This is a genomic window from Nonomuraea sp. NPDC049269, assembly GCF_043197155.1.
Lineage (GTDB): Bacteria > Actinomycetota > Actinomycetes > Streptosporangiales > Streptosporangiaceae > Nonomuraea.
Map to the genome: position 1 here is coordinate 157,100 of NZ_JBICSO010000011.1, position 25,072 is coordinate 182,171.

Annotated in this window: 24 protein-coding genes; 10 read left to right on the forward strand and 14 right to left on the reverse strand. The window is 69.9% G+C overall.

The window, feature by feature from the left end; genetic code table 11:
* Window positions 1-57: 57 nt before the first annotated feature.
* On the reverse strand, window positions 58-771 hold the full coding sequence (locus ACGFNP_RS50120) for a dienelactone hydrolase family protein (protein ID WP_393330352.1): 714 nt from the start codon (window positions 769-771) through the stop codon (window positions 58-60).
* A gap of 280 nt (window positions 772-1,051) precedes the next feature.
* Between ACGFNP_RS50120 and ACGFNP_RS50125 the strand changes: the two genes are divergently transcribed.
* The 4 genes from ACGFNP_RS50125 (at window position 1,052) to ACGFNP_RS50140 (ending at window position 5,423) form a co-directional block, all read left to right on the forward strand.
* Window positions 1,052-1,747 (forward strand): 2-keto-4-pentenoate hydratase, encoded by a 696-nt coding sequence (locus tag ACGFNP_RS50125; protein ID WP_393330355.1) that lies wholly within the window; start codon window positions 1,052-1,054, stop codon window positions 1,745-1,747.
* 13 nt (window positions 1,748-1,760) lie between these two features.
* A complete protein-coding gene (locus ACGFNP_RS50130) occupies window positions 1,761-2,915 on the forward strand; it encodes an ABC transporter substrate-binding protein (RefSeq protein WP_358320406.1) in 1,155 nt (384 codons plus the stop codon).
* A gap of 4 nt (window positions 2,916-2,919) precedes the next feature.
* The gene (kynU, locus tag ACGFNP_RS50135; RefSeq protein ID WP_393330358.1) at window positions 2,920-4,116 is read left to right on the forward strand and encodes a kynureninase; all 1,197 of its coding nucleotides are present in this window, start codon (window positions 2,920-2,922) and stop codon (window positions 4,114-4,116) included.
* Between the two features lie 122 nt (window positions 4,117-4,238).
* Window positions 4,239-5,423 carry a serine hydrolase domain-containing protein gene (locus ACGFNP_RS50140; protein WP_393330361.1) on the forward strand — a complete coding sequence of 395 codons (1,185 nt, stop codon included), beginning with the start codon at window positions 4,239-4,241 and terminating at the stop codon, window positions 5,421-5,423.
* A 6-nt stretch (window positions 5,424-5,429) separates the two neighbouring features.
* On the opposite strand, the gene ACGFNP_RS50145 is transcribed toward ACGFNP_RS50140, so the two are convergent.
* A complete protein-coding gene (locus ACGFNP_RS50145; RefSeq protein ID WP_214641916.1) occupies window positions 5,430-5,804 on the reverse strand; it encodes an MmcQ/YjbR family DNA-binding protein in 375 nt (124 codons plus the stop codon).
* 11 nt (window positions 5,805-5,815) lie between these two features.
* Window positions 5,816-6,859 carry a DUF2293 domain-containing protein gene (locus tag ACGFNP_RS50150; RefSeq protein ID WP_358320394.1) on the reverse strand — a complete coding sequence of 348 codons (1,044 nt, stop codon included), beginning with the start codon at window positions 6,857-6,859 and terminating at the stop codon, window positions 5,816-5,818.
* Window positions 6,860-6,961: 102 nt separating this feature from the next.
* On the opposite strand from ACGFNP_RS50150, the gene ACGFNP_RS50155 reads away from it, so the two are divergent.
* Window positions 6,962-7,834 (forward strand): FKBP-type peptidyl-prolyl cis-trans isomerase, encoded by an 873-nt coding sequence (locus tag ACGFNP_RS50155; RefSeq protein WP_393330365.1) that lies wholly within the window; start codon window positions 6,962-6,964, stop codon window positions 7,832-7,834.
* Between the two features lie 64 nt (window positions 7,835-7,898).
* Here the strand turns inward: ACGFNP_RS50155 and ACGFNP_RS50160 are convergent, their stop codons facing one another.
* Window positions 7,899-9,305 (reverse strand): N-acetylmuramoyl-L-alanine amidase, encoded by a 1,407-nt coding sequence (locus ACGFNP_RS50160; protein ID WP_393330368.1) that lies wholly within the window; start codon window positions 9,303-9,305, stop codon window positions 7,899-7,901.
* 2 nt (window positions 9,306-9,307) lie between these two features.
* On the reverse strand, window positions 9,308-9,529 hold the full coding sequence (locus ACGFNP_RS50165) for a hypothetical protein (protein ID WP_393330371.1): 222 nt from the start codon (window positions 9,527-9,529) through the stop codon (window positions 9,308-9,310).
* A gap of 144 nt (window positions 9,530-9,673) precedes the next feature.
* On the opposite strand from ACGFNP_RS50165, the gene ACGFNP_RS50170 reads away from it, so the two are divergent.
* Window positions 9,674-12,313: a BTAD domain-containing putative transcriptional regulator gene (locus tag ACGFNP_RS50170; RefSeq protein ID WP_358320384.1), complete on the forward strand. Its 2,640-nt coding sequence runs from the start codon at window positions 9,674-9,676 to the stop codon at window positions 12,311-12,313.
* 35 nt (window positions 12,314-12,348) lie between these two features.
* Here ACGFNP_RS50170 and ACGFNP_RS50175 read toward each other — a convergent pair whose 3' ends face one another.
* On the reverse strand, window positions 12,349-12,867 hold the full coding sequence (locus ACGFNP_RS50175; RefSeq protein WP_393330375.1) for a GNAT family N-acetyltransferase: 519 nt from the start codon (window positions 12,865-12,867) through the stop codon (window positions 12,349-12,351).
* Window positions 12,864-14,204, reverse strand: coding sequence for an NERD domain-containing protein (locus ACGFNP_RS50180; RefSeq protein ID WP_358320377.1), 1,341 nt, complete (start codon window positions 14,202-14,204; stop codon window positions 12,864-12,866). Before ACGFNP_RS50180 ends, ACGFNP_RS50175 begins: the two co-directional genes overlap by 4 nt.
* Before the next feature lie 424 nt (window positions 14,205-14,628).
* On the opposite strand from ACGFNP_RS50180, the gene ACGFNP_RS50185 reads away from it, so the two are divergent.
* On the forward strand, window positions 14,629-14,880 hold the full coding sequence (locus ACGFNP_RS50185) for a hypothetical protein (RefSeq protein WP_358320374.1): 252 nt from the start codon (window positions 14,629-14,631) through the stop codon (window positions 14,878-14,880).
* Window positions 14,881-15,158: 278 nt separating this feature from the next.
* Here ACGFNP_RS50185 and ACGFNP_RS50190 read toward each other — a convergent pair whose 3' ends face one another.
* On the reverse strand, window positions 15,159-15,455 hold the full coding sequence (locus ACGFNP_RS50190) for a helix-turn-helix domain-containing protein (RefSeq protein ID WP_358320373.1): 297 nt from the start codon (window positions 15,453-15,455) through the stop codon (window positions 15,159-15,161).
* A 137-nt stretch (window positions 15,456-15,592) separates the two neighbouring features.
* Here ACGFNP_RS50190 and ACGFNP_RS50195 point away from each other — a divergent pair, with 137 nt between their 5' ends.
* Window positions 15,593-15,931: an STAS domain-containing protein gene (locus tag ACGFNP_RS50195; RefSeq protein ID WP_358320371.1), complete on the forward strand. Its 339-nt coding sequence runs from the start codon at window positions 15,593-15,595 to the stop codon at window positions 15,929-15,931.
* Between the two features lie 7 nt (window positions 15,932-15,938).
* Here ACGFNP_RS50195 and ACGFNP_RS50200 read toward each other — a convergent pair whose 3' ends face one another.
* From ACGFNP_RS50200 to ACGFNP_RS50220, 5 genes are read right to left on the reverse strand one after another with little or no spacing between them, the layout of a single operon-like run.
* On the reverse strand, window positions 15,939-18,113 hold the full coding sequence (locus tag ACGFNP_RS50200; RefSeq protein WP_393330379.1) for a germacradienol/geosmin synthase: 2,175 nt from the start codon (window positions 18,111-18,113) through the stop codon (window positions 15,939-15,941).
* Window positions 18,110-19,486, reverse strand: coding sequence for a family 2B encapsulin nanocompartment shell protein (locus ACGFNP_RS50205; protein WP_393331169.1), 1,377 nt, complete (start codon window positions 19,484-19,486; stop codon window positions 18,110-18,112). Before ACGFNP_RS50205 ends, ACGFNP_RS50200 begins: the two co-directional genes overlap by 4 nt.
* 52 nt (window positions 19,487-19,538) lie before the next feature.
* A complete protein-coding gene (locus tag ACGFNP_RS50210) occupies window positions 19,539-20,936 on the reverse strand; it encodes a family 2B encapsulin nanocompartment shell protein (RefSeq protein ID WP_358320365.1) in 1,398 nt (465 codons plus the stop codon).
* A gap of 27 nt (window positions 20,937-20,963) precedes the next feature.
* A complete protein-coding gene (locus ACGFNP_RS50215) occupies window positions 20,964-21,905 on the reverse strand; it encodes a 4-hydroxy-3-methylbut-2-enyl diphosphate reductase (RefSeq protein WP_358320363.1) in 942 nt (313 codons plus the stop codon).
* An 11-nt stretch (window positions 21,906-21,916) separates the two neighbouring features.
* Window positions 21,917-22,966, reverse strand: a complete 1,050-nt coding sequence (locus ACGFNP_RS50220; RefSeq protein ID WP_358320361.1) for a polyprenyl synthetase family protein — start codon at window positions 22,964-22,966, stop codon at window positions 21,917-21,919.
* A gap of 205 nt (window positions 22,967-23,171) precedes the next feature.
* Here ACGFNP_RS50220 and ACGFNP_RS50225 point away from each other — a divergent pair, with 205 nt between their 5' ends.
* Both ACGFNP_RS50225 and ACGFNP_RS50230 read left to right on the forward strand, forming a co-directional pair.
* A complete protein-coding gene (locus ACGFNP_RS50225) occupies window positions 23,172-23,651 on the forward strand; it encodes an ATP-binding protein (protein ID WP_358320358.1) in 480 nt (159 codons plus the stop codon).
* Window positions 23,652-23,801: 150 nt separating this feature from the next.
* Window positions 23,802-24,626: a hypothetical protein gene (locus tag ACGFNP_RS50230; RefSeq protein WP_393330384.1), complete on the forward strand. Its 825-nt coding sequence runs from the start codon at window positions 23,802-23,804 to the stop codon at window positions 24,624-24,626.
* Between the two features lie 15 nt (window positions 24,627-24,641).
* Here the strand turns inward: ACGFNP_RS50230 and ACGFNP_RS50235 are convergent, their stop codons facing one another.
* A complete protein-coding gene (locus ACGFNP_RS50235; RefSeq protein WP_393330387.1) occupies window positions 24,642-25,046 on the reverse strand; it encodes an STAS domain-containing protein in 405 nt (134 codons plus the stop codon).
* Window positions 25,047-25,072: the final 26 nt, after the last annotated feature.

Below are 25,072 nucleotides of genomic sequence, written 5' to 3' on the forward strand. Positions count from 1 at the left end.
CGGGAAGCTGTCCCTCCGGATAGGTACCGGTGGATGCCCGGCCGCACGGGCGGGTGGCTACGAGCGAGTGGGCAGATGCTCGGCGAGGAAGTCGCGCGCGACCCGCCAGGCCCGCGCGGCGGGCTCGGGTTGGTGGAACATCGGCGACTCGCTGTTGTGGAAGGCGTGCCCGGCCTCCTCTTCGACGTGCATGAGCACGTTGTCCCGGCCCGCCGCGGCCTGCTCGACCGCGGCCACCTGGTCACGCGGGATGTACGGGTCACTGCCGCCGAACACCAGCAGCAAGGGCGAGCCGATGCGCTCCATCAGCCCGGCCGCCTCCGGCACCGCCGAGCCGTAGAAGGCCACCACGGCGCCGAGCTCGGCCTGGGTGGCCAGCAGGTACGCCAGCGAGCCGCCCAGGCAGAACCCGAGCGCCCCGACACCACCGGTCACCTCGGGCAGCTCGCCCAGATGAGCCAGGGTGAGCGCGCAGTCGGCCACGGCCTGCGGGACGTCGAAACGGGCGGCCAGCTCGATCGAGGCGGCCGTGCCCTCGGGAGTGTGCTCGCCGATCCAGTTGGGCTGGAGCCGCCAGAACAGGTCGGGCGCGGCCACGACGTAGCCGAGTGCGGCCAGCTCTTCGGCCACCTTCGCGATGTACGGCCCGACGCCGTAGATCTCCTGGATGAGCAGGATGCCGGGGCCCCCGCCGCTGCCGGTGGCGGGGAGCCAGATATGGACGTCGAAGGAGCCGTCGTGGGCCGCGATGCGGTCGATGCGCTTCTGCATGTAGTCAAGGATGGCGATCGGCGGCCGTCCGCGCATGGATGGCGTGGCCTGTCGGCACAGAGTCGGCACAGATCGGGTACGTACGGCATGGCGCCTGAAGCCATCGGAAGAGACGATGTCAGAGACGTTCCTGGTCTACTCCCACCTACGACGATCACGATGAAGCTGGAGCAGCCTGATGCATGACGAATGGTCAGAGGCGGTAGACGCTGGCATCCACGCCGCGGACCGGTTGGCCGAGGCCGGGCGCTTGGGCAAGCCGTGCGCTCCCGTCAGAGACATGATCAGCACCGCCGCCGAGGGCTACGCCGTACAGGAGATCCACACGCGGCGGGCGCTGAACGAGGGGCGGCGGCTGGTCGGCAGGAAGGTCGGCGTCACCAACCCGCTGATGCAGAAGCAGTTCGGGATCGACGAACCCGACTACGGCATGCTTTTCGCGGATATGTCGTACCTCGATGGTCTTCCTGTGCCGGTGGAGCGGTTCCTGCAGCCGCGCGCCGAGGCGGAGGTCGCGCTGGTGCTCGGCCGCGACCTGATCGGCGGGCCTTTCACCGTGGCGGACGTGATCAGGGCGGTGGAGTTCGCGCTGCCCGCCATCGAGATCGCGGACTCGCGCATCGCCGACTGGGACATCACGCTGGCCGACACGATCGCCGACAACGCCTCCGCGGGCGCGTTCGTGCTGGGCAGCACGCCTGCCTCGCTGATGGGCCTGGACCTGCGGCGGGCCGCGATGACGATGACGCGGCGCGGCCAGGAGGTCTCGACCGGCTCGGGCGCCGCCTGCCTGGGCCAGCCGCTCAACGCGGCCGTGTGGCTGGCGGGCCGGCTCGGCCGCACCGACTACCCGCTGCGGGCGGGAGACGTGGTCCTGACCGGCTCGCTCGGGCCCGTGGTGCCGGTCGAGCCGGGCGACGACTTCGAGGCGCACATCGACGGCCTGGGGTCGGTGCGGGCGGTGTTCTCGCCGTGAGGCCGGGCGGGGCGTGCCGGTCGAGACCCACCCGTCGATCGTCGCGATGATCCCCATGCGCGGGCCGGTGCTCGGACTGGTGGTGGTGCTGATCGCCGCGGGCTGTGGTGTCTCGCCCGCGCTGGAGACGGAGCCGGATCCCACGCTCAGGGTCGGCGCGATCATCTCGCAGACCGGGGTCTACGCCACGCTCGGTGACGACATGGAGGCGGCCATGCACCTCTACCTGGAGGCGCATGGTGGCCGGCTGGGCGGCAGACCGGCCGAGCTGATCGTCGCCGACGACGCGGGCAACCCCGAGAAGGGGCAGCAGCAGGCCAGGTCGCTCATCGCGCGCGAGCGGGTGAACGTGATCACCGGCCTGATCTCCTCGCCGGTCGCGGTGTCGGTCGTCAAGGAGGCGGCCGGCACACCGGTGGTGATCGCGAACGCCGGCGCCGACGAGCTGGGCGGGCCCGGCGTCTTCCGGGTGTCGTTCACCAACCACGAACACGGCTACGCGGCGGGCAGGTACGCCGCCGAGCGGTACGGCAAGGCGGGGGTCGTACTGATGGCCTCCGACTATTCGGGGGGCACCGAGACGCTCGACGGCTTCACCCAGGGGTACGGCGTCAAGCCGCTCAAGCGCATCCTCACCCCGTACGGGAAGTCCGAGGACCTGGAGCCCTACCTCAGGCGCATCCCGCCGGACGCCAAGCTCCTGTACGCCTTCTACGCGGGCGGCGAGGCGGTCACCTTCGCCAAGGCGTTCAAGCAGCTCGGCTACGACACCAAGATCGACCTGCTGACCTGCCAGAACCTCACCGACGAAGACGTGCTCGAAGCCATCGGGACCGACGCCGAGGGGATCACCAGCGTCGGCCTCTACTCACCGGCGCTCACCACCCCCGAGAACGCCGCGTTCGTCGCCAGGTGGAAGGCCAAGACGGGCCGGAACCCGTCGGCCGTGGCGCTGCAGAGCTGGGACGCCATGCAGCTCATCGACCGGGCGGCCGGGCTGGGCGGCGACCTGTCCGCGGCGCTCGGCCGGGTGGGCGACCTGGCCAGCCCGCGCGGCACGTTCCGGCTCGACCCCACGACGCATAACCCAGTACAGAACTGGTACGCCCGTAAGTACGAGAATGGCGTAAACCGGGTAATCGCCACGATTCCCCCAGAAAGGAAGTAGCCGCATGCTGGATCGCGACCACTGCCTCGCCCTGGACGCCGAGGATCCGCTGAGGGACTTCCGCGACGAGTTCGTGCTGCCCGAAGGCGTCGTCTACCTCGTGGGCAACTCACTCGGCGCGCTGCCCCGCCGTACCGCCGAACGGGTGCGGCAGGCGGTCGAGGACGAGTGGGGCGGGCAGCTCGTCGGCGGGTGGAACCAGGCGGGGTGGTACGAGCAGCCGCTGACCACGGGTGACCGGCTGGCCCCGCTCATCGGCGCGGGCCCCGGCCAGGTCGTGGTGGGCAACACCACGTCGATCGCCGTCTACCAGACGGTCGCCGCCGCGGCGCGGCTGCGGCCCGACCGGCGGGTGATCGTCTCCGACGTGCGGAACTTCCCCACCGACCACTACATGGTCCAGGGGCTGGCCGGGATGCTGGGCGGCTACGAGGTCCGCGACTTCGCCGAGGGGCGCTTCGACGACGCGGCCGTGGTGCTGCTGTCCGAGGTCGACTACCGCACCGGCGCCCGCCATGACGTGCCGGCGGTGACCGCGCGGGTGCAGGCGGCGGGGGCGCTGATGGTCTGGGACGTGTGCCACAGTGTGGGCGCCATGGAGGTGGACGTCTCGATGGCCGACTTCGCGGTCGGCTGTACGTACAAGTACCTCAACGCGGGTCCCGGCGCGCCCGCGTTCCTCTACGTCAACCCACGCCACCTGGCCGCCGCCGAGAACGTCCTGCCCGGCTGGCACGGCCACGCGGAGCCGTTCGCGTTCGAGCCCGGATTCCGGCCGGCCGAGGGGATCAGGCGGTTCGCGGTCGGCACCCCGCACGTGCTGTCGTTCGCGGCGCTGGAGGCGGCGCTCGACGTGTGGGAGCGGGTGCCGATGCGCCAGGTCCGGGCCAAGAGCGTCGCGCTGACCTCGCTCTTCATCGACCTGGTCGGTGACGCCCTGGAGCTCGCCTCGCCGCGCGAGGCGACCGATCGGGGCAGCCAGGTGAGCCTCTACCACCCCGACGGCTATCCGGTGATGCGCGCGCTCATCGACCGCGGCGTACACGGCGACTTCCGCGCGCCCGACATTCTTCGCTTCGGCTTCGCGCCGCTGTACACGCGGTTCGTGGACGTGTACGACGCCGCCGCCGTCCTGGCCGAGGTGCTGGAGAAGGAGCTCTGGCGGGAGGAGAGGTACGCCCGGCGGCTCGCGGTCACCTGAGCGACCGAGTGCCTCCCTCGCAGGAGGGAGACGGAAGATCGCCTGCGTCGGCGATCCGGGTGGAGCGCGTGATCGACAGGCTTGAGGCAGTTGAACTTCCCGCCTCTCACCTGGAGCTTTCCATGAAGCGCACTTATGTCGCCGGTCTCGTCCTCGCCCTCTCGGTCGCCGCCACCGCACAGGCCGCCACCGCCCACGCCTTGACGGGAACACACGCTGTCGCTCAGGTCGAGGTGCCGCCTGTCAACGCGGCGGCGTTGGCGAAGAGCATCGAGGGCCTGCCCGCCGCCGACGCCACCGCGGCGGACGTGCGGGTGAGCGGCTCGACGGGCTCGTGGCAGGGCGTGTCCGGCGTGACCGACCTGCGGACGAAGCGGCCCGCCGAGGCCGGGGCCAGGTTCCGGGCGGGCAGCGTCACCAAGGTCTTCACCGTGTCGGTGGTGCTCCAGCTCGTCGCCGAGGGCAAGCTGTCCCTCGACGGCACGGTCCAGGAGTACCTGCCCGGCCTGCTGCCGGCCGACTACCCGGCCGTCAAGGTCGGCCAGCTGCTCAACCACACCAGCGGGCTTCCCGCGCCCAAGGTGAGCGATGACTTCGCGGACATCTACGCCACCCGGTTCCAGAAGTGGACGCCCGAGGCGTACGTCGCCAAGGCGGTGGAGAACCCGATCGAGTTCACCCCCGGCACGCAGCAGCACTACCTCAACACCAACACGTTCGTCGCCGGCCTGCTCATCGAGAAGGTCACCGGGCGTTCCTACGAGCACGAGGTGACGACCAGGATCCTGCGGCCCGTCGGCATGACCGACAGCTACCTGCCGGGCACCTCGGTCCGCATCCGCGGCCGGCACAACCAGGGCTACCAGGCAGTGCCCCAGGGCTTCCCCGACGCGATCAAGTACGGCGAGGACTACGTGGTGAACATGACCGAGTCGAGCGTCACCTCGACCTGGGCCTCGGGCGACCTCATCTCCACGACCGCCGACCTGGAGAAGTTCGTCAAGGCGCTCTTCAGCGGCAGGGTCGTGCCGGCCGCGCAGTTGGAGCCGATGTTCACGGTGCCGCCGGTGAAGGCGTACGGCGGCAAGGGCGATGCCGTCTACACCTCGGGCCTGGCCAGGATGGAGCTGCCCGGCGGCCTCGTGGGGTACGGCAAGACCGGAGCCAGGTGGGGCAGCGCGGCCGGCATCGGGGCCACCCGCGACCTGAGCCGCACGGTGGTCTACTCGGTCAACTCCACCGACGCCAAGAGCTCCGGCCAGAACCAGCGCGCCCTCGCCATCGCCCTGGCCGCCTTCGCGAAGTGAGCCCGGCTACGATTCGCCGTCCAGCAGCTTGATCGCCCGCTTCGGCGCGATCGTCCGGTAGCTCTCCTCCACCCAGTCGATCAGCACCTCGGTCTCGGGCAGCTCGGCCAGGAACGGCACCGTCACCCACCCGGCCTTGCCCAGCCCGTAGCCGGTGGGCGCGGCCCCTTCGACGGTCAGCGCGTGGCCGCGCGCCTCGGACAGCAGCTTCACGGAGAAGGACGGGTCCCACTTCTCGGTCCGCTCCTCCATACCGAGGAAGATGAACACCTTCTTGTTCACCTTGATGACCGTCTCGCCCCACGGGTGATCCTCGTGGGACTCCGGGAGCCCGAGGGCGAACACCCGCAGTCGCTCTCGTACGTCGTGCCAGTCATCCATGCCTTCGGACGCTATCGAACGCGCCGGAACTCGGCCAGTTTGGCGTCGATCCGATCCCTGATCAGGTCGCGGGCCTCCATGCGCGGCACCCCCGACATGAGCAGCCGGTCATAGTCGGTGTCGAGGTGGCGGATCGAGGCCACCACGGCCAGCGTGATCGCGTTCTCGTCGAGCGCCCTGGCCGCCGCCGAGCGCCCGACCCGGCCGCTGCCGCGCTGGCCGGCATGGGCGGCCACCTCCTGGGCCCGCTCGGCCGGGCAGCCGGGGAAGAGCCTGGCGATCTCGGCCGCCATCCGGGCCTGGTAGTCGACGTCCTGGTCCGCCCGGCGCTCCCGGTCGCGCTCACGGCGGCGCAGCCGCACCTCCTCGTCGGCCAGGCACCGCTCCTCCGCCGCCGCCATCGCGTGCTCCTCGACCAGCAGCCCCTGGCGCTGGTAGACCTTGCGCCGCCGGTTGAACTGGACGACCACCGCCGACAGGCCGCTCTCCTGCTTCGCCCGGCGGCTGAGCGCCGCGTTGCCCGCCGGCAGGAAGACCAGGTGGTCCATGTCGGCACAGGTCAGGCAGTGGGACACGTCCTCTTCCATGATCAGGTAAGGACCGGTGTCGCCGCAGGTCGCGCACGTCCAGGCGTTGAGCGGGGCCACCACCACCAGGTCGGGTGCCTTGCTCTGCCGCTCGGTGAGCTGGCGCACCCGGGCCTCGCTGAGGTCGGGGGACAGCCAGTGGACGCGGAACGCCTCCTGCGCGTGGCCGGCGGTGAAGCGCAGCTCGCGGCGGTCGCGGCTGCCGGAGACATAGGGGGTCTCCACCGGCCGCAGCCCCTTGGCGGTCGCCCAGTCCTTCAGCAGCGCGGCGGCCGTGAGCAGCCGGTCGTCGTCGACGGGCGCGAGCTCGGCCAGCGTGGCGGCGCGGCCCTGCCGCCAGGTGTCGACGTGCCGCGAGTGCACCCAGCGCAGGCCGGTCACCACGTCGATGAACGTCACGTACTTGCGGTGGGCCAGCGCGATCTCGGCGGCGTCCGCGACCCTGCGGGCCAGATTCGGCTTGCTCATCGCCCCAGTCTCTCGCGCCTTTGCCGGGAGATGACGCGGTCGGACGCATTCCTTGCGCCGGGCGCGGTAAGTAATCCGGCTGATCAGGATATTGGGGGAATCGTGCGCCTGCTCTGGCTTGCCGTGCTCGGGCTCCTCACCGCATGTGACCTGACCGGACAGGACCGGCTGCCGGTCGTGACGGGCGCCTTCGGCGATCGGCCGGTCATCACGATCCCGGACGGCGAGCCGGATCGCGTGCCCCGGGTGACGGTGCTGTCGACGGGCAGCGGGCGGCGGACCATGCCGGGTGACGTGGTGCTGGCGGACGTCGAGGTCCGCGGGTGGCCGGGCAACCGGCCGTACGCGACCACGTACGACACCCAGCGCCCGGCCAAGGTCGTCCTCGACGGCCGGCACGCACCGGACTCCTGGCGCGAGGCGCTCATCGGCCGGCCGGCGGGCAGCCGGGTCATGCTCGTCGCCCCCGCTGCCCAGGCGTACGGCCCGGGGCTGCCGCTAGGCGGCTCCCGCCCGGCTCGGGCGGATGGCTCGGGGCCGCCGCTCGGCGGGGCTCGCCCGGCCCAGGCGTACGGCTCAGGGCCGCCGCTCGGCGGGGCTCGTCCGGCCGAGACGCTGGTGCTGGTCTTCGACGTCCTCGGCGGCTATCCGCCGGACGCCCGTGTCGTCGGGCGGCCGTTGCCGGACGTGCCCGAGGACCGCTCGCCCCGCGTCCTCATCGGCGGCTCCGGCCCTCCGGTGCGGGCGGGATCCAAGGTCATCGTCCAGTACGTCACGGCGGAGTGGCCGGGCCGCCGGGTCGTGGACTCGTCGTACCGCCGCGGCGGCCCCAGCGCCTTCACCCTCGGGCCGCGGGCGGCGCCGCCCGGCTGGGTGGCGGGTCTCGCCGGCCAGCGCGTGGGCGCCCGGGTGGCCTTCCCCGCCGGGGAGGGCCGGTCCCTGCTGTACGTCGTCGACATCGTGGACGTGCTCTGACCAACGAGAAACGGCCCTGACACCGGAGGGTGGTGTCAGGGCCGCGCACTTCAGCTGAGGGGGATCAGCCGCAGTGCTCGGGGGGGCTCGTGTAGCTCGACGAGCCGACGGAGCCGCCCCACGTCACGCACTTGTCCTCCGCGGCCGCCCTGACGGGACCCGCGTAGTAAGTGAAGCTGCCCGAGTCGGTGACCTTCGCCTTGCCGGCCACCTGGAGGAACGCGCTGGTCGCGCTGGCCTTGCCGAGCGACGTCTTCTTCAGCGTGGCGACGCAGTTGTTGGCGTTGGCGCTGTTGTAGAGCAGGTAGACCGTGCCCGCGGTGCCGAGGGCCTGCGAGTCGATCACCTTGTAGCCGTCGCCGCAGACCTTCTCGGCGGTGTACGGGTTGGTGCCGCCGCCACCGGAGCCGCCGCCCACGTAGCTCATGTACTTGGTCCAGTCCCAGTGCGACCCGGGGTCGGTGTGGTCGGAGCCGGGCACCTCGACGTGGCCGATGATGTGGCTGCGGTCCTTCGGAATGCCGTACCGGTCGGCGATGTTCTTGGTCAGCGCCGCCGACGAGCGGTACATCTGGTCGGTGAACCACGAGGCGTCGTTGATGAAGCCCTCGTGCTCGATGCCGATCGAGCGGTGGTTGTAGGAGCTGACGCCCGCGTGGAAGGCGCGGTTCTTCTCACGCACCATCTGCGTGATCTGCCCGTCGGACGAGCGCACCACGTAGTGGGCCGACACCTTGGCCGCGGAGTTCTGGAACCACGAGATCGTGCCCGCGTACGAGCCCTGGGTCACGTGGATGATGATCCGGTCGATCTTCTCGTCGGTCGGCCGGTTGGACACGGCGTAGTTCGACGAGCTGGCAGCGGCCCACAGGGCGCCGGGGTAGTCGGTGGTCGCCGCGAGCGTGCGCGGGTCCGAGTTGTACTTGCCGCGGTCCGGCTCCACGACCTTCGCGGCGGCCTTCACGCCCGCGGTGTTGACGCCGGCGGCCAGCACCTCGTAGACGGCGTCGGCGTAGACCCGCGCGGTGGTCTCGTTGGCCGCGCCACCGTACGCGGCCACCGCCTCGTACCACTTGGCGGGGTCCTTGCGCTCGGTCGCGGTCAGGCCGAGCTTGTCAGCCTTGGCGCGCAGCACGGCGGCGCCGCCGAGCACGTTGGACGCGTCGTCGGTCTTGAGCTTCGCCGCGGTCAGGGAGGTGATCTTGGCCGCGTCCTCCAGGGTGTGCGAGGAGGGGTTGCTGACCAGGTGCATCACGCCGAAGCCGTTCATGGCGCTGGGCTGGCCGTCGTGGTCGTCGAGGTGCGTCTCGGCGTAGCCGAGCGCGACCAGCAGGTCACGCGGCACCTCGTAGGTCGAGGCGGCCTTGTCGAAGGCGGCCGGGAGGGGGGCGGCGGTCGCCTGCGCGGCGCCCGCCAGGGCGGCCTGCTGGGCGCCCACGATGAGCACCCCGGCCACCAAAAGCTTCTTCATCATCATGACCCGCAATGTTCGGAGGGAGTGTCGTACACGCTGGAGACGGTCACCGGGCCCGCGTTCACAGAGAAGCTGTTCAAATGGGCATAGCCGGTGGCGTAGCCGCCACCCTGGTCGATCTTCACAAGGTTGCCGAAGCCCCTGGTTCGCCGCGGCGACGACGCCGTCCCGAGGCCGAACAACAGTGCGTCGCCCGCGACCGCGGGCCCACTGAGCTTCATGAGGTGAACCTTTCAGATGTGATCTGTGGGACCAGGGTGTGCATTCGGCGCACAAGAATCGTCCAGAACCGATACAAAAGGTGGTCAGGCCTCCAAAGAGGAGCTGATGCGGTCATGTCGGTCACCTTTCATGTACTTGGGCCGTTGGAAGTCCGATCGTCGGGACGGTCCGTCCGGATCTCCGGTAAGAAGCCGAAGATCCTGCTCGCCACGTTGTTGCTGGACACAGGCCGGATCGTCGGCGCCGACCAGCTGGTCGAGGTGCTCTGGCCCGACCGGCCGCCACGCTCCGCACAGGCGAACTTACGCACGTATGTCAGCTCACTGCGGACGGACCTCGGCGCCGAGCACTTACGCGGCGACGGTTCCGGCTACGCCATTGACGTGCCCGACGGAGCGCTGGACCTGTTGACGTTCGAGGAACTGGTCGCGCAGGCCCGCTTCGCCGACGCGCTCGCGCTCTGGCGCGGCGCGCCGCTGGCCGACCTGCCGGGCAGCCCGTTCTGGGACCGCCGCCTCGAACCGCTCAACGAGGTGCGCTTACGCGCCGCCGAGGAGCTGATCGGCCAGCGGATCGAGTGCGGTGACCACGCCGGGGCGATCACCCAGTTACGCGGGCTGCTGGTGGAGCATCCCTACCGCGAAGACCTGTGGAGCCGCCTCGTCCTGGCGCTGAATCGGGCCGGTAGGAAGGCCGAGGCGCTGCGGGCCTACGCCACGATCCGGGCCCAGCTCGTCGACGAGCTCGGCGTGGAGCCGGGCGCAGACCTGCGCCGCGCCCACGAGTCGATCCTGGCCGACGAGGCCCCGCCGGCCGCGCCCCGGCAGCTCCCGCCGCACTTGCCCGACTTCACCGGCCGGGCCGACGAGCTGGCCCTGCTGGCCAAGCCGTTCTCCATCGCGGTCATCTCCGGTTCGCCGGGGGCGGGGAAGTCGGCGCTGGCCGTACACGCCGCCCACGCCCTGCGGGACGACTTCCCCGGTGGGCAGCTCTACCTCGATCTCGACGGCAGGGAGCCGGCCGACCTGCTGGCGGAGGCGCTGCGGGCGCTCGGCGTCGAGACGGCTCCGCCGACGATCCACGAGCGGTCCGCGTTGTTCCGGTCGATGCTCGCCGAGCAGCCGATGCTCGTGCTGCTCGACGACGCGCTCGACGCGGCCCAGATACGACCGCTGCTGCCCGGGAACGACAGCGCCGTCATCGTGACCAGCCGGCGCCGGATCACGGAGTTACCCGGCGCGGTCCAGGTCGACCTCGGCGAGCTGTCCGCATGCGACGCGCTGACGCTGCTCGGCCGGATCATCGGTACGGACCGGGTGTCCCGCGAGCATGACGCGGCCCTGGCGATCGTGGAGGCGTGCGGACGTCTGCCGGTGGCCGTGCGGAGCGCCGGGTCGCGGCTGGCCGGCCGGCCGGGCTGGTCGCTCTCGGTGCTCAGGGAGCGGCTGGAGGACGACCGGCTGAGCGAGCTGAAAGAAGTCCGGGTCTGCTTCGACCGCAGTTACCGCCACCTGCCCGACGAAGCCGCCCGTACGCTGGGCACTCTCGGCCTCCTGGGCGCCCTGGCCCAGCCCGGCTGGGTGGTCGACGCCGCACTCGGCAGGCACCGCGCCGACGACGTCACCGACCTGCTGGTGGACGTCAACCTGCTGGAGCTGGTCGGCACGGACCCGGTGGGCCAGCCGCGTTACCGGGTGCCGGAGCTGATCCGCCGCCACGCGCTCGAACGCGGCTCCGACCGTACCGGCCTGACCAGGGTGCTGGCCGCCTGGACCGCGACCACCGAGCATGCCATGGCCCGCCTGCCCACCACCGTCTTCAGCCTCACCGCCGCCCGGGCCCCGCGCTGGCGGCTGCCCGAGCAGACGCTCGACCGCCTGACCTCGGACCCGCTGGGGTGGTTCGAGGCCGAGCACGAGACGCTGGTCGGCGCCGTGAGCGTGGCGGCTGAGATGGGACTGGCCGAGTCCGCCTGGGGACTGGCCGCCGCGATGGTCCCCTACTTGGACCTGCACTGCCATCTCGACACATGGGAGCGTACCCACACCGTCGCTCTCGGTGCTGCCCGCGCCTCGGGCGACACGTACGGCGAGGCCGCCATGCTGCGCGGCCTGGCCCAGGTCTCCCTCTACCAGGACCGCTACGAGGAGTCCATCGACGGCTTCACCCGATCCCGCCGGCTGTTTCACGAGCTGGGCGATCTGCGGGCGGAGGCGACCTCGATCTGCGGGCTCGGCGCGGTGAGCCAGTTCCGGGGCAGGCACGCCCAGTCGCTCGGGCACTTCAAGCGCGCCCTGGCCATGTTCCTGGCGGCGGACGACCCGCACGGCGAGGCGTTCGCCAGGCAGGCCATCGGCCGGGTCTGCCTCAAGTCGGGCGACCTGGCCCTGGCGTCGGAATCGCTGGGCCAGGCCATGCGGCTGGCGCAGGAGCTCGGCGACGCCCACCGTGAGGGCTGCGTCTGCCTGCAGATGGGCAACCTGCACAAGGCCATGTCCTTCCACCGGCACGCGCTCGACATCTTCGAGTCACTCGGGGACAGGCACTGCGGCGCGTACGCCCTCCAGAGCCTCGCTGGACTGCAGGCGGCCCGCGGGGAGTGGGCGCCGGCCTCCGCCGGGCTGGAGCGGTCGCTGGAGATCTTCCAGGCCCTCGGAGACCGGAGCGGGGAGGTGTCGAGCACGCAGATGCTGGGCGAGGTGCACCACTCGGCCGGGCGCACCGGGCTGGCCCTGGACTATCTCAACCACGCCAACGTGCTGCGACGCAGCCTGCCGGCCTAGGACTGAGGGCTGATTCCCGGTCTGAGAGCGCGGGGTTAGATCCGCGTGTCCAGGTCCGCGCGGATCACGGCGTACATCACGCCGTCATGCCACTCGCCCGCGCGGAAGCCGACTCCGCGCAGGACGCCCTCCCGGGTGAACCCGGCCTTCTCCAGCGCCCGCTGCTCGCCCAGGTTGCTGATCTCGGTCGTCGCCTGGACCCGGTTGACCGGCGAATGGTCGAAAAGGTAGCGCACCAGGAGCCGCTGGGCCCGCGTGCCGTTGCCCTTGCCGCGGAACTCGGGCGCCACGATGATCCCCATCTCCCAGCAGTAGGCGACCCTGGAGGTCAGCTGCTTGCTCCAGGTCACCAGGCCCACACGGTCGTCGCCATCGGCGACCAGCAGCAGGCCGCCATCGTCGTGGAGCATCCCGTTCTCCTCCCACCGCCTGCGCATGCCGTGGGGGTCCTGAAAGCCGTACCACTGATGGAGGCCCGTGCTCTCCGGATCGCTGATCAGCCGGTTGAGAAAGGGAAGATCGTCCTCAGTGGCGGGACGAAGCTTGATCGTCATGATCCAGACACTATGCGACGGACAAATCGCTTGAGGCGTGATCGCTGCGGTACTTCAGACAGTGCCTCCAGCGACTCCGCCGCGGTCGGGCGCTTGGCGGGAGAGTGGTCGAGCATCCGGCGCACCACGTCGGGAACGGCGGGCCCCTGGGTGTCGGCGCTGGTCGGCAGCTCACCGGAGAGCAACTGGTAGGCGATCACCCCGGCCGCGTAGACGTCGGAGGCGGTCGTCATCCTGTCGGGCCGCTCATGGCACTCGGGGGCCACGTAGTGGGCGTCGAGCACGTTGCCCAGCTCGTGGGCGACCGTGTAGTTGCGCGCTCCGGGCTTGGCGTAGTCGAACCCGGTCAGCACCGCGTGCCCGTCGGTCACCAGCACGCACGCCGGGCTCAACGCCCGGTGGATGACGCCGTTGGCGTGCGCGTGGGCCAGTCCGCGCAGCAGGTCCTGGATCACGCCGAGCCGCACGCCGGTGCCCAGGCGCCGGTGCAGCGCCTCGCCGTGCACGTCGTCGAGCACCAGCACGAACCGGCTCTCGTCGTCGATGGCGAAGAAGTCGCGCGAGCGCACCACGCACGGGTGCGGCGGGATGCGGGCCAGCGACTGGTAGGCGTTGGCGATCCGCTGCCGCTCGGCCGCCCGCGACGCCTGGTCGGCCAGCGGGTCGGCCTGGTAGACCCGGAGCAGCACGGTCTCGCTGCCCGGCAGCGTGACGTTGAAGGCCCGGTATTCGGTCACCTTCGCGTCGCCGCCGAGCTGCTCCTCGACCTCCCAGTTGCCGAACCTGGGCGGCGCGGTGCTCCGGCGTACCGTCTGGTTGAGGGCGTCGAGTATCGCGGTGAGGTACGGCTTGATGCGGGGGCTGCACCCGCGCCTGACCCGCGAGACGTCGCTCAGCGTGGCGAGCAGCCCGTCCAGGGTGGTGACGTTGACCGCGTCGCGCCCGGCCGGGTCGACCAGCTCGGCGTCGGGCGAGGTGAGGACCACGAGGCTGTCGACGTAGACGCGCTCCAGCTGCGTGTTCTTGGAGACCAGCAGCCCCTTCAGCGCCTTCGCGATGCCCCGCAGCTTCGTCGCGGGAGAGCCGAACGCCTCCCTGCGCGGCGGGAACCAGCGCGTCCCCGACACCTCGATCCGGCCGCGGGTGCCCTTGACGTCGACGACGACCAGCGAGTGGCCGGTCAGGACGAGCAGATCCACCTCGAAGACGTCGTCGCCGCGCGGCAGCTCGACGTTGTGCAGCAACAGCCAGTCGGCGGGCGCGTGGTCGCGCAGGTAGGAGATCACCCGACGCTCGGCGTCGTTGACCGGATGCCCGCCACCGACGATCTCTGCCATGGGCCAATCCTCCCACGTAACGCGTTGACAACCGCGCTGACGGCCTTCCGGCTCAGCGGGCGTGGCCAGGATGACGCCGGAGCCGCCCTCCGGCACGACCGCGACCAGCCAAAATTCGCGGACGGAACCCAAGCCCGGGGTGATCCTTGCTCAACCGGCTCGTTCGATCTGCCAATCATTCTCGATGCCTGGATAAATGAAACTCAGTTGACCGTGTACGGCGCACGTATATATGCCCTTCACCGGCGGGTGGCCGTGGAAAGTCGAATGCCAAGAAAATCAGATGCCCCCTTGACCCCGGCCAGGCGTTCTTGGGTTGCGATATCGACGGGCTGCCACGATGGTTATTGGCGGCACCTCACAGCCCTGCACAAACGACTAAGGCGCCGGGAATTCCGCGCCCATCAAACGGAGGAAAACAAACATGATCCGTCGTATTCTCGCCGGTGCAGCCATCGCGAGCGTCGCTTTCGGCTTCTGCGTCTCCGCGGCCTCGGCCGACGTCGACCCCACCCCCGGCAACAGCGGTCAGTCCGTCATGGGCCAGGCCACCCTCCTCGACGACATCACCGCGCTGAACGACTCGGCCAAGTACACGAACATCCCGGCCACCGCGAACATCCCGGCCACCGCGAACGTGGGGGACGTCAACCTCAACCTGCTGAACAACCACTGACGTCGCCCGCCGGACCGACGTCCGTGCGATCCGCATGAACCAGCTCCGTGGACACTCGCGAGGCCACGGAATCCGCTCGGATGCGCACCGAGCCGGAACGCCGAGCGGCCCGGGTCGCGATCACGACCCGGGCCGCGAGGTGCTCACTTCACACCATCGCCCACTCTTGGGGATAAAACGCCCTTTAGTCGTGCGAGGCAAAAGGCGCTTGATTCATCGGCGCCGACAATTAGCGACGTGATCATTGCGCACCCGCTTGGCAGCGCCTTTCTCGCCGATTATCGCGTGAACAAGTCGATCAAACTCCCGATGCGTACCCCCGCCTCGGCGGGGTGCCGGAATCCCTCGTCGGCTCCGATGCTGTAATGATTACGCCGGCCCACCCGGACACGGGTGAGATAGCCGGCCGCTTCCAGATCGGCCACGATGCCCTGGGCCGTCCGCTCGGTGATCCCCGCGGTGACGGCCACGTCCCGCAGTCGCTGGCGCGGATCTCTGGCCAGCTCCAGCAGCACCCGCGCGTGGTTGGTGAGGAACGTCCAGCGGGCGGCGGGGGAGGACTCGGGGCGGTTCATGACTTCACTGTAATACGCCTATTTTTTCGTGAATATCAGATGATGAAACATATTTCGTGTAATGTGAGACCGGGTTCCTGTCACATGCGGTGACGGTCATGACAAACCCCCAAGCGTGAGGTCTGATTGGGGGTGCGATGACAGCGAACGGCGAGACGGCCGACACGACGGAGCGCCTGCTGTACGAGGACGGCCAGCTGCGGGTCTTCCTGCGAGCCAGGTGCGAGGTTCCGGCGTTGGCACTCCGCGGTGAGATCGACATCACCAACAGCTGGGCCCTCGCCCAGACCCTGGCCAAAGCCCGCGAGAGCGGCGGCACGCACATCGTGGTCGACACGAGCGAGCTCACCTTCATCGACCTGTCGGGCCTGCGCGTGCTGGCCCTGCCCACACTCGACCCCGGCGAGCGCTGGATCCAGCTGCGCAACCTCACACCCTTCCAACAGCGGCTCCTGAGCCTGCTGGGCTGGTACTGACGCCGGGTCAGACGATCATCGCCGCCGAGGTGCCCAGGCCCCTCGGCCCGCCCAGCCGCCACTCGGGCGGCCGGTGGTGGCGGCGCACCGACACCTCGTCGTAGCGGCGGCAGCCGCGATGCCAGGCGAGGATGCCCGACATCCAGTTGCGCAGCTCCTCCGCGTAGCCGTTCAGAGCCGTGCGCGTCTCCTCGTCCAGGCCGTAGTCGTCGTACATGACCGGGAACTCGTGCGCGAAGACGTGCTCGAACTCCTTCATCCGGGACGTCATCAGGTCGGTGACGATGTCGAGCGCCGCCGGGTAGTCACAGCCGAAGAACTTCTGGACGACCAGCACGCAGTTGTGCACCTCGCCCTCGAACTCGATCTCCTTCTGGTACGAGAAGACGTCGTTGACCAGGGTGGCGTAGTCAGAGGCCGCGTGCTCCAGCGAGATCATCGGCCCGGCCCGGTAGACCTCTTCCGGGATCGCCTTCTCGCGGGCCAGGCGGCACAGGCTCATGGTCAGGTCGGAGCCGAAGGTCAGCCGCCGCATCTCGATGTAGTCGATGGGATCGGGCACGCGGTTCAGCAGCTGGTTGTCCAGCTCCCAGAGCCAGGAGGCGCACATGTTCTCGATGGTCAGGCGGAACTTGCGGCGCGCGTTCATGCTCATCTCCCCCGCCGTACGGGCCCACAGACCGGACAGACCGCGCTCCAGGGCGGTCATCGGCGACGGAGGGGCCGAGCCGTCGAGCGGCATGAAGGCGCCGAACCGGTCGACGGTGGCCCGGGCGGCGGCCAGGTTGCGGGTCCTGCCGAAGACGATGGGGAAGTAGTCGTCACCGTAGGTCCCCCAGGCCAGCCAGGCCGAGGCCAGATCCAGCTCCTCCGGCGTGCCGTCGGGATGGAGCCCGGAGGCGCACAGCGGGAGGTCGTAGTCGACCAGCTTCTCCTCGTCCCAGACGGCCGAGCCGGTGACGCCCGGCTGCGCTTCGAGTATCCCCATCTCGTGCGCCCAGACGACCAGGTTCCGGCGGGCGGCCTCCAGGTGGGGCGAGCTCCTGGCCTCGAAGGGCATGTAGAGGTCGGGGATCCGCGACGGGCCGACCGGCGTGCAGGGCACGTGCGTGTAGTTGCGGATCCGCTTCGCGCCCAGCAGGTCGATGATCGACGTCGTGCCCAGCGGCCGGCGGGTCGCGCGGTCGTTCATGTAGCGGCTGGAGCGCAGGTGCCACTCGTGGCCGCCCGACTGCCAGTCCTGCAGCCCCTTGACGTAGGCCAGCACACCCGCGCAGGAGAGCGGGTCCAGTCCCTGCTCGACGAAGAGCGGGCCGAGCTCGGTGAACACCGTGTGCTCGAACTGCTGCAGCCGCGAGGTGAGCAGGTCGTTGACGGTGTCGGCGGCCTCCTGCGTGCCGCAGCCGAGGAACTTCTCCAGCACGAGCACGCAGTTGCTGAGCTCGCCCTCGTCCTGGATCTCCCGCTGGTAGGAGAACAGGTCGTTACGCAGGTGCACCCCGTCGGCGAAGGTGTCGCGCAGCACCCGCATCGGCCGGGAGCCGGCGATGCGCGCCGGGACCTCGGCTCCCACGGCGTGCTCGACCAGCCCGGCCGACCACGGCGCCCCGCCGACCTTGCGCCGCATCTCGATGTACTCGATGGGATTGGGCACCCGGCCCGCGTTGATGTTGGACAGCTCCCAGAGCGACTCGTTCAGCAGGTTCCTGGTGCTCTCGGCGAAGCGCGCCCGCCAGTCGAGCGACCTGGCGGGGACCGTACGGGCCCACAGGTCGGCCAGCCCCGCCTCGACCGGATTGGTCGGCTCCGGCGTCGCGCACGACAGGTCCATCGGCATGAAGGCGGGCAGCCGGTCCAGGTACTGCTTGCCGCCCACGCGGTCGTGGCCGCGCTTGAAGGTCTCCAGGAAGTGGTCGTCGAAGAAGAAGACCCAGACGTACCAGTCGGTGATCAGCGAGAGCTGGGGGCCGTCGCAGTCGGGATGGGTGTTGCCGCACAGCAGCGCGTAGTCGTGGGCGTCGAGGTCGGCCTGCTCCCAGACGCCCGAGCCCTCCAGCATGCCCATGCCGCGCGCCCACTGCCTGGAGTGCGCGCGTGCCTCCTCGACGTGCGGGTTGAGCCGGGCCGGATAAGGCACATAGAAGTCCGGCAACTCGAACGGCTGCGCCATGGATCGGCTCATGAGCCCATCACCTCGGCGTTCTCGAGCAGGCCGAGCGCGTCGGGCACCAGGACCGCGGCCGAGTAGTAGGCACTGACCAGGTAGGACATGATCCCCTTCTCGTCGATGCCGGACAGGCGGACGCTGAGCCCCGGCTGGTACTCGTCCGGGATGCCGGTCTGGTGCAGGCCGATGACGCCAGAGTCCTCCTCGCCGGTCCTGAACGCGAAGATCGAGCTGGTGCCCTGCCGGCTGATCGGGATCTTGTCGCAGGGCAGGATCGGCACGCCACGCCAGGCCGTCAGCCTGCTGCCGTCGAGCTGGACGGTGTCCGGGTAGACGCCTCTCGCGGTGCACTGCCGGCCGAAGGCGGCGATGGCGCGGGGATGGGCCAGGTAATAACGGGTCTTCTTCCGGCGGCTGAGCAGTTCGTCGAGATCGTCGGGGGTAGGCGGTCCGCCGCGCGTGGAGACCCGCTGCCGGGGATCGACGTTGTGCAGCAGCCCGAAGTCCCGGTTGGTGATCAGCTCGTGTTCCTGGCGTTCGCGTAGTGCCTCGACGGTCAGCCGGAGCTGCTGGTCGAGCTGGTTCATCGGCTGGTTGTACAGGTCGGAGACCCTGCTGTGCACCCGCAGGACGGTCTGGGCCACGCTCAGCTCGTACTCGCGGGGGCTGAGCTCGTAGTCGACGAACGTGCCGGGGAGCACAGGCTCGCCGCGGTGGCCGGCGGCCAGCTCGATCGCGGCCTCGCCGTACTTGTTCTGCGGCCGGGCCCGCCGGCGCAGATGGGACTCGACCTGCGCACGGAAGGCCGGCGAGAATTCCATGACCGCGCGGAAAGCCGCTCTGGGCAGGACCAGCACCGTGCAGGCGGTGCCGGCCCTGAGCGTGTACGTCCACCGGTTCTCCGGTCCGGGTAGGTCGTTGCCCGTGTGGTCGCCGTCGGCCAGCGTCTCCCGCACGACGCTGGTGCCGTACGGGCCGCTCTGGAGCTTGTCGGCCTTGCCGTGCGCGATGAGCAGGAGGTCGGCCACCGGGCTGCCCTCCCGCACGATCGTCTCGCCCCGTGTGTACTCCCGCTGCTCGAACAGCCCCGCCAGCCTGGCGAGCAGCGGGCCGTCGGCAAAACCCTGCAGAAACGGCAGCTCGGTCAGGCTTGGCGGAAACACCTGATACTCCGCACCCGCGCTGATGAAGCCGACCTGGCCGCCGCCGAGCCGGTAGGTGAGCCGGCGGTTCACCCGGTAGGTGCCGGCGGCGGTCTGTACCCACGGAAGCGCCCGCAGCAGCCAGCGTGACGAGATCTCCCGCATCTGCGGAGCAGTCTTGGTCGTGGTGGCGAGCCGGCGTGCCGCCTCCGTGTCCAGGCTCTGCCTTGAGTCCCGCTGGTCCAATTCCGTCAACCGAAACACCGCCAATCATGAGGCCGGGCGAACCGATCCGCTCTCAGCTGCCGAGCGCGACGTCTTCGAGGATGCCGAGCGCGTCGGGCACCAGCACGGCCGCGGAATAGTAGGCGCTGACCAGGTAGGAAATGACGGCTTGCTCATTGATACTCATGAATCGCACCGACAGGCTGGGCTGGTACTCGTCCGGGATGCCGGTCTGGTGCAGGCCGACGACGCCCTGGTTCGCCTGCCCGGTGCGCATGAGCAGGATGGAGGTCGTCCGGGCGCCGGTGATCGGGATCTTGTTGCACGGGAAGATCGGCACACCGCGCCAGGCCGGGATGCGGTGCCCGTTCACCTCGCTGGCCTGCGGATAGATGCCACGCTTGCTGCACTCCCTGCCGATGGCCGCGATGGCCTGCGGGTGCGCGAGGAAGAAGGCGGGCTCCTTCCAGACGGTGGCCAGCAGGTCGTCGAGATCGTCGGGCGTGGGCGCGCCGTCGCGGGTGCGGATGCGCTGGCTGAGGTCGGCGTTGTGCAGCAGCCCGAACTCGCGGCTGTTGATCAGCTCGTGTTCCTGGCGTTCGCGTAGTGCCTCGACGGTCAGCCGGAGCTGCTGGTCGAGCTGGTTCATCGGCTGGTTGTACAGGTCGGAGACCCTGCTGTGCACCCGCAGGATGGTCTGGGCCACGCTCAGCTCGTACTCGCGGGGGCTGAGCTCGTAGTCGACGAACGTGCCGGGGAGCACGGGCTCGCCGTTGTGGCCGGCGGCCAGCTCGATGGCGGCCTCGCCATAGTCGTTCTGGGCCAGCCCTTCAGCGGCCCGCGTGCTCTGCAGGTGGGCGCGGAGCGCGGGGGACCGGTCGAGGACCGTCTGCAGGTCCCGCTGTGACAGCGTGAGCACGGTGCAGGCGGTCTTGGCCTTCGCGGTGAACTTCCACTGGCCCGGCTCGCCCAGCAGCTCCTCGCCGAAATGGTCGCCGTCGGCCAGCACACCGAGGGCCTGGTCGTCGTCGTACGCGCCGTGGCCGATCTTGACCACCCGGCCATGGGCGATCAGGATCAGCTGGTCGAGGGGGGTGCCCTCGCGGACGATCTCCTCGCCGGCCTCGCACTCGCGCTGGCTGAACCGGTCGGCGAGAGCCTGGAGGACCTCGCTGTCGTCGAAGCCGTGCAACTGGCGCAGCTCGGTGAGCTCCGCGGCGATGACATGGACGTCCGCGCCGCTGGTGGTGAACGTGATGCGACCGTCTCCCAGCGTGTAGGTCAGCCGGCGGTTGACACGGAAGACGCCACCGGAGGTCTGCACCCAGGGCAACAGCTTGAGCAGCCAGCGGGAGGTGATCTCCTGCATCTGCGGGGCGGTCTTCGTGGTCGTCGCCAGGTTCTTGGCGGCATCGGTGCTGAGGCTGAGCTGCTGGCCGTTGGCCTCGGTCGACTCGGTTGTTTCGGTCATGGTGCACCACCAATCTTCAGGGGTTTGCTAGCCGGGGTGTCGAGCGGCTCGGAGTTCGTGCGGGAGGGAGAACGTGAGGGTCTCTTCGGTCAGCGTCACCGGCTCCACGTCGGCGTAGCCGCGGGTGGCGAGCCAGTCCAGCAGCTCGGTGACCAGCCCTTCCGGGACCGACGCGCCCGAGGTGACGCCGACGGTCTCGACGCCGTCGAGCCACCGCTCGTCGGCGTCGCCGGACCGGTCGACCAGGTGGGCCGCCCGCGCGCCAGCGCTCAGGGCCACCTCGACGAGACGCCGCGAGTTGGAGGAGTTGGCGGAGCCGACGACGACGACCAGGTCGCACTTGGCGGCGATCCTGGTGATCGCCTCCTGGCGGTTCTGGCTGGCGTAACAGATGTCGTCGCTCGGCGGGTCGATGAGCTGGGGGAAGCGCTCGCGCAGCCGGGCGACGGCCGCCATGGTCTCCTCGACCGCCAGCGTGGTCTGCGACAGCCAGCTCATCCTGGCCGAGCCGCCGGTCGTCAGCTCGTCGAGCCGGTCCGGGTCGACCACGTGGATGTGGTCGGGCGCCTCGCCGACGGTGCCCTCCACCTCCTCGTGCTCGGCGTGGCCGATGAGCACGATCTCGTAGCCCGTGCCGGCCAGCCGTGCGGCCTCCTTGTGCACCTTGGTGACCAGCGGGCAGGTCGCGTCGATCGTGCGCAGACCGCGACGGTCCGCCTCCCCTTTGACCGCGGGCGAGACGCCGTGCGCCGAGAAGACGACCAGCGCGCCCTCCGGGACCTCGTCGAGCTCGTCGACGAAGATCGCGCCGCGACCGGTGAGGTCGTCGACCACCTGGGTGTTGTGCACGATCTGTTTGCGCACGTAGACGGGCCGGCCATAGCGTCTGAGGGCCTCCTCGACGGTGAGGATGGCACGTTCCACACCCGCGCAGTAGCCGCGCGGAGCCGCCAGAAGAACTCGTCCCATGATCTTCGCCCCTACCGGTCCCGGTGTGCGAGCTGGTCGGCCAGTACGGTCAGCGCCTCGCGCGCCTCGGAAGTGATCGGTGCCGCGTCGAGCGCCTTGGCGGCCTCGCGCACCCGCTGGTCGATCATGTCCTCGACCTCGGCCACCGCGCCGGTGGCGAGCAGGATCCCGCGTAGCTCGTCCGCCTGCTCCTCGGTCAGCTCCTGGTTGCCGTGCCAGCTGCGCAGGTACGCGAGCTGCGCGGGCGTCGCCCGGTGTACGGCATGCGCGAACAGGACCGTGTGCTTGCCCTCGCGCAGGTCGTCGAGGGCCGACTTGCCGGTGTCGGACGAGGAGCCGAACGTGCCGAGCACGTCGTCGCGGAGCTGGAACGCCTCGCCGAGCGGCAGGCCGAAGCTCGAGTAAGCGTCGAGCAGCGCGGGACCCGCCCCGGCCAGGGCCCCGCCGATCTGCAAGGGACGCTCGACGGTGTACTTGGCCGTCTTGTAGCGGATCACCGTCAGCGCCGCCGAGACCGTGGCCCCCGCTCGGAGCTGGCCGAGGATGTCCAGGTATTGGCCGCTGATGACCTCGGTCCGCATGGCGTCGAACACGTGGTGGGCGCCGTGCAGCCGGTCCGGCTCCACGCCGCACGACGACAGTAACGCGTCGGACCAGGCCAGGCTGAGCGCGCCGAGCAGGATCCCGCCGGCCTGGCCGAACGCCTCGGCACCCGGCCCCTCGTGCAGGTCGGCCAGGCTGCGGTGGATCGTGGAGCGGCCCCGGCGCAGGTCACTGCCGTCCATGATGTCGTCGTGGATGAGCAGCCCGGCGTGGCAGAGCTCGAGCGCCGCCGCCGCGCTGATGATCTCTTCGCAGTCGTCGCCGCCGGCTCCCCGCCAGCCCCAGTAGCACAGCTGCGGGCGGATCCGTTTTCCGCCGCTGAGGATGAAGCTCGTCAGCAACTCATAGGCCGCCACCACGTCGGGATCGGAGATGGGCGCGCGCCAGTCGTCCAGGAATCCATTGAGCCGTCTGTCGATGCGAGGTCCCACGGGGTCTTGCCATCCGCCGACCGCCATGCTGCTGGGCTCCTTCGGTAGAGCGTTCGCTACCAACAGTTAGTCATCGAATACGTAGGGTGTAAAGGGTCTTTTTGCTGGTTCCCCTCGGCCCGGTGCGACGGTGTAATGCCCGGCGGAGCGGGCAGGGCGAAGAGTTGTCATGGGTCCAGAAGCGCGGCCCGCGTGTTGACGTGGTCAACCCCGCGAAGACGAGGAGCTTGTGATGCGCACTCTGCTGGCCCAGTCCTTCACCCTCGATGACGTGACCGCGCTACGAGGTTCCGTGGCGGAGCGGGCGGCCGACTCCGGGCTGAGCGGAGCGCGACTGCAGGACTACGTCCTCGCCGTCCACGAGAGCCTCATCAACGCTGTGGAGCACGGCGGCGGGCGCGGCTACTTCACGTTGTGGACGAGCGACCGGATGCTCCGCTCGGAGACCAGCGACCAGGGCCCCGGCATCCCCGACGAGTACGTCGACGTGCGGCGGCGGCCCTCCGACGTCGCCTACGCCGGCCGGGGCATCTACCTCATCCGCACCCTGTGCGACGGCGCCGGCTTCCACACCGGCCCTACGGGCACCACGGTCCAGCTCACCATGTGGCTGCCGCGACTGGCCCACCGGGCGCCGCAGCGTGCGCCGCTGAGACGGATCAGGGTCACGGTCGCGAGCACGAGGGATCGGCACAACGGTTTTCGGGCGTAACTATTTATCGGACATCAACCAAATTTCAACCATGACCCAGCATGGTCATGCATCGTGGATACGCAACAACTCTCTCAAGAGTCAACCGATATCCCGGCTTCCCCTCCGGAGCCGGGGCTGGAGCCGGACCCGTCCGGCAGTGTCGTGAGCGTGCTGGAGCGCATCGGCTCCGTGGTCGTTCCCGTGGGCGTCGGGCTCTACGCGATGCTGCACCTGGGCATCGAGCAGATGTACTGGGTCTTCGACATCAATCCCGAGCAGGCGGGCATCGACCAGTCCGTCCTGCTCGGGCGGCTCATGGGCACGCTGATCATGCTGCTGCTCGTGCTGCTGCCCACGCTCGGGATCCTGGTGGCGGTGAGCTGGCTGCTCGACAAGGTGACGCGCGGTGCGGTGAACCGGGTCGTTCAGGGCCTCAGGCGACGGCCGTGGATCGCGGCGGTCATCGCTGCTGCCTGGTGCGGGGCGAGCTATCTGGGCATCATCTACCTGTTCACGTTGGAGATCTCGCCGCTGTACGTGCTGGGCGCCCTGGTGTTCGGGATCCTGGCGTTCGTGGTGCCGTTCCGGCTGCTGCGCCGCAAGCCGGTCGGGCGGGCCGGGATGAAGGTGCTCGTGGGCGCGTTCACCGGCATCGGGCTGGGCATGGTGCTCGTCGTCGGGCTCGTGCTGGGCGCGGGGGACGTGCGTAACACCGGCCAGGCCAACGACCTGCTGGGCTTGGTGGGGTTCCAGGACCAGTGGGTGGTGGTGAAGGACGGTGACGACAAGCCGCTGTACGACGGGCGCGACCTCATGCTGCTCGGCGAGAGCGACGGCGTGTACGTCTTCTACGACTGTGACTACATGACGACGTTCAGGCGGCCGGCGGAGTCGACGAACCTCGGGGACATCCGTCTCGATCCCGAGCGGGAGCCGGGCTACACCTGCGGGAGCCTGGTCAAGGACGAGGAGGCCAAGCCGAAGAAGGGTTGATCGGCCGGTCCGGTTTCATGCCGCGCCGGAGCCGCCGTTGCCCGTGAGGGGGCGGCGGTGGGGAGGCTCCGGCGGGGTCAGCGCGGCGGTGAGCGCGTCCTGGAGTGTGGGGTACACCGGCAGGTGCTCACCGATCCGGGTGATCTCGACGAGCCTGGCCGGCATGGACTGCAGTGCCGCCAGGCGGACGCTGCCGCCGTGCTGCCGGGAGTAGGTGTAGGTGCTGAGCAGCACCCGGAGCCCCGCGCTGTCGATGAACTGCACTTCCGCGAAGTCGAACACGAGGTGGTCGCCGGGCCGCTGGCGGCACTCCCGGACGAATTCGTCGAGCCTGCTCCAGTTGGTGGCGTCCAGCTCGCCGCCGACGGCGATCACCGTCACGCCGGGCAGGTGCTGGCAGGCGTACGTCAGCCAGGACATAAGGCGTTCCACCGGCGAGGTAAGTC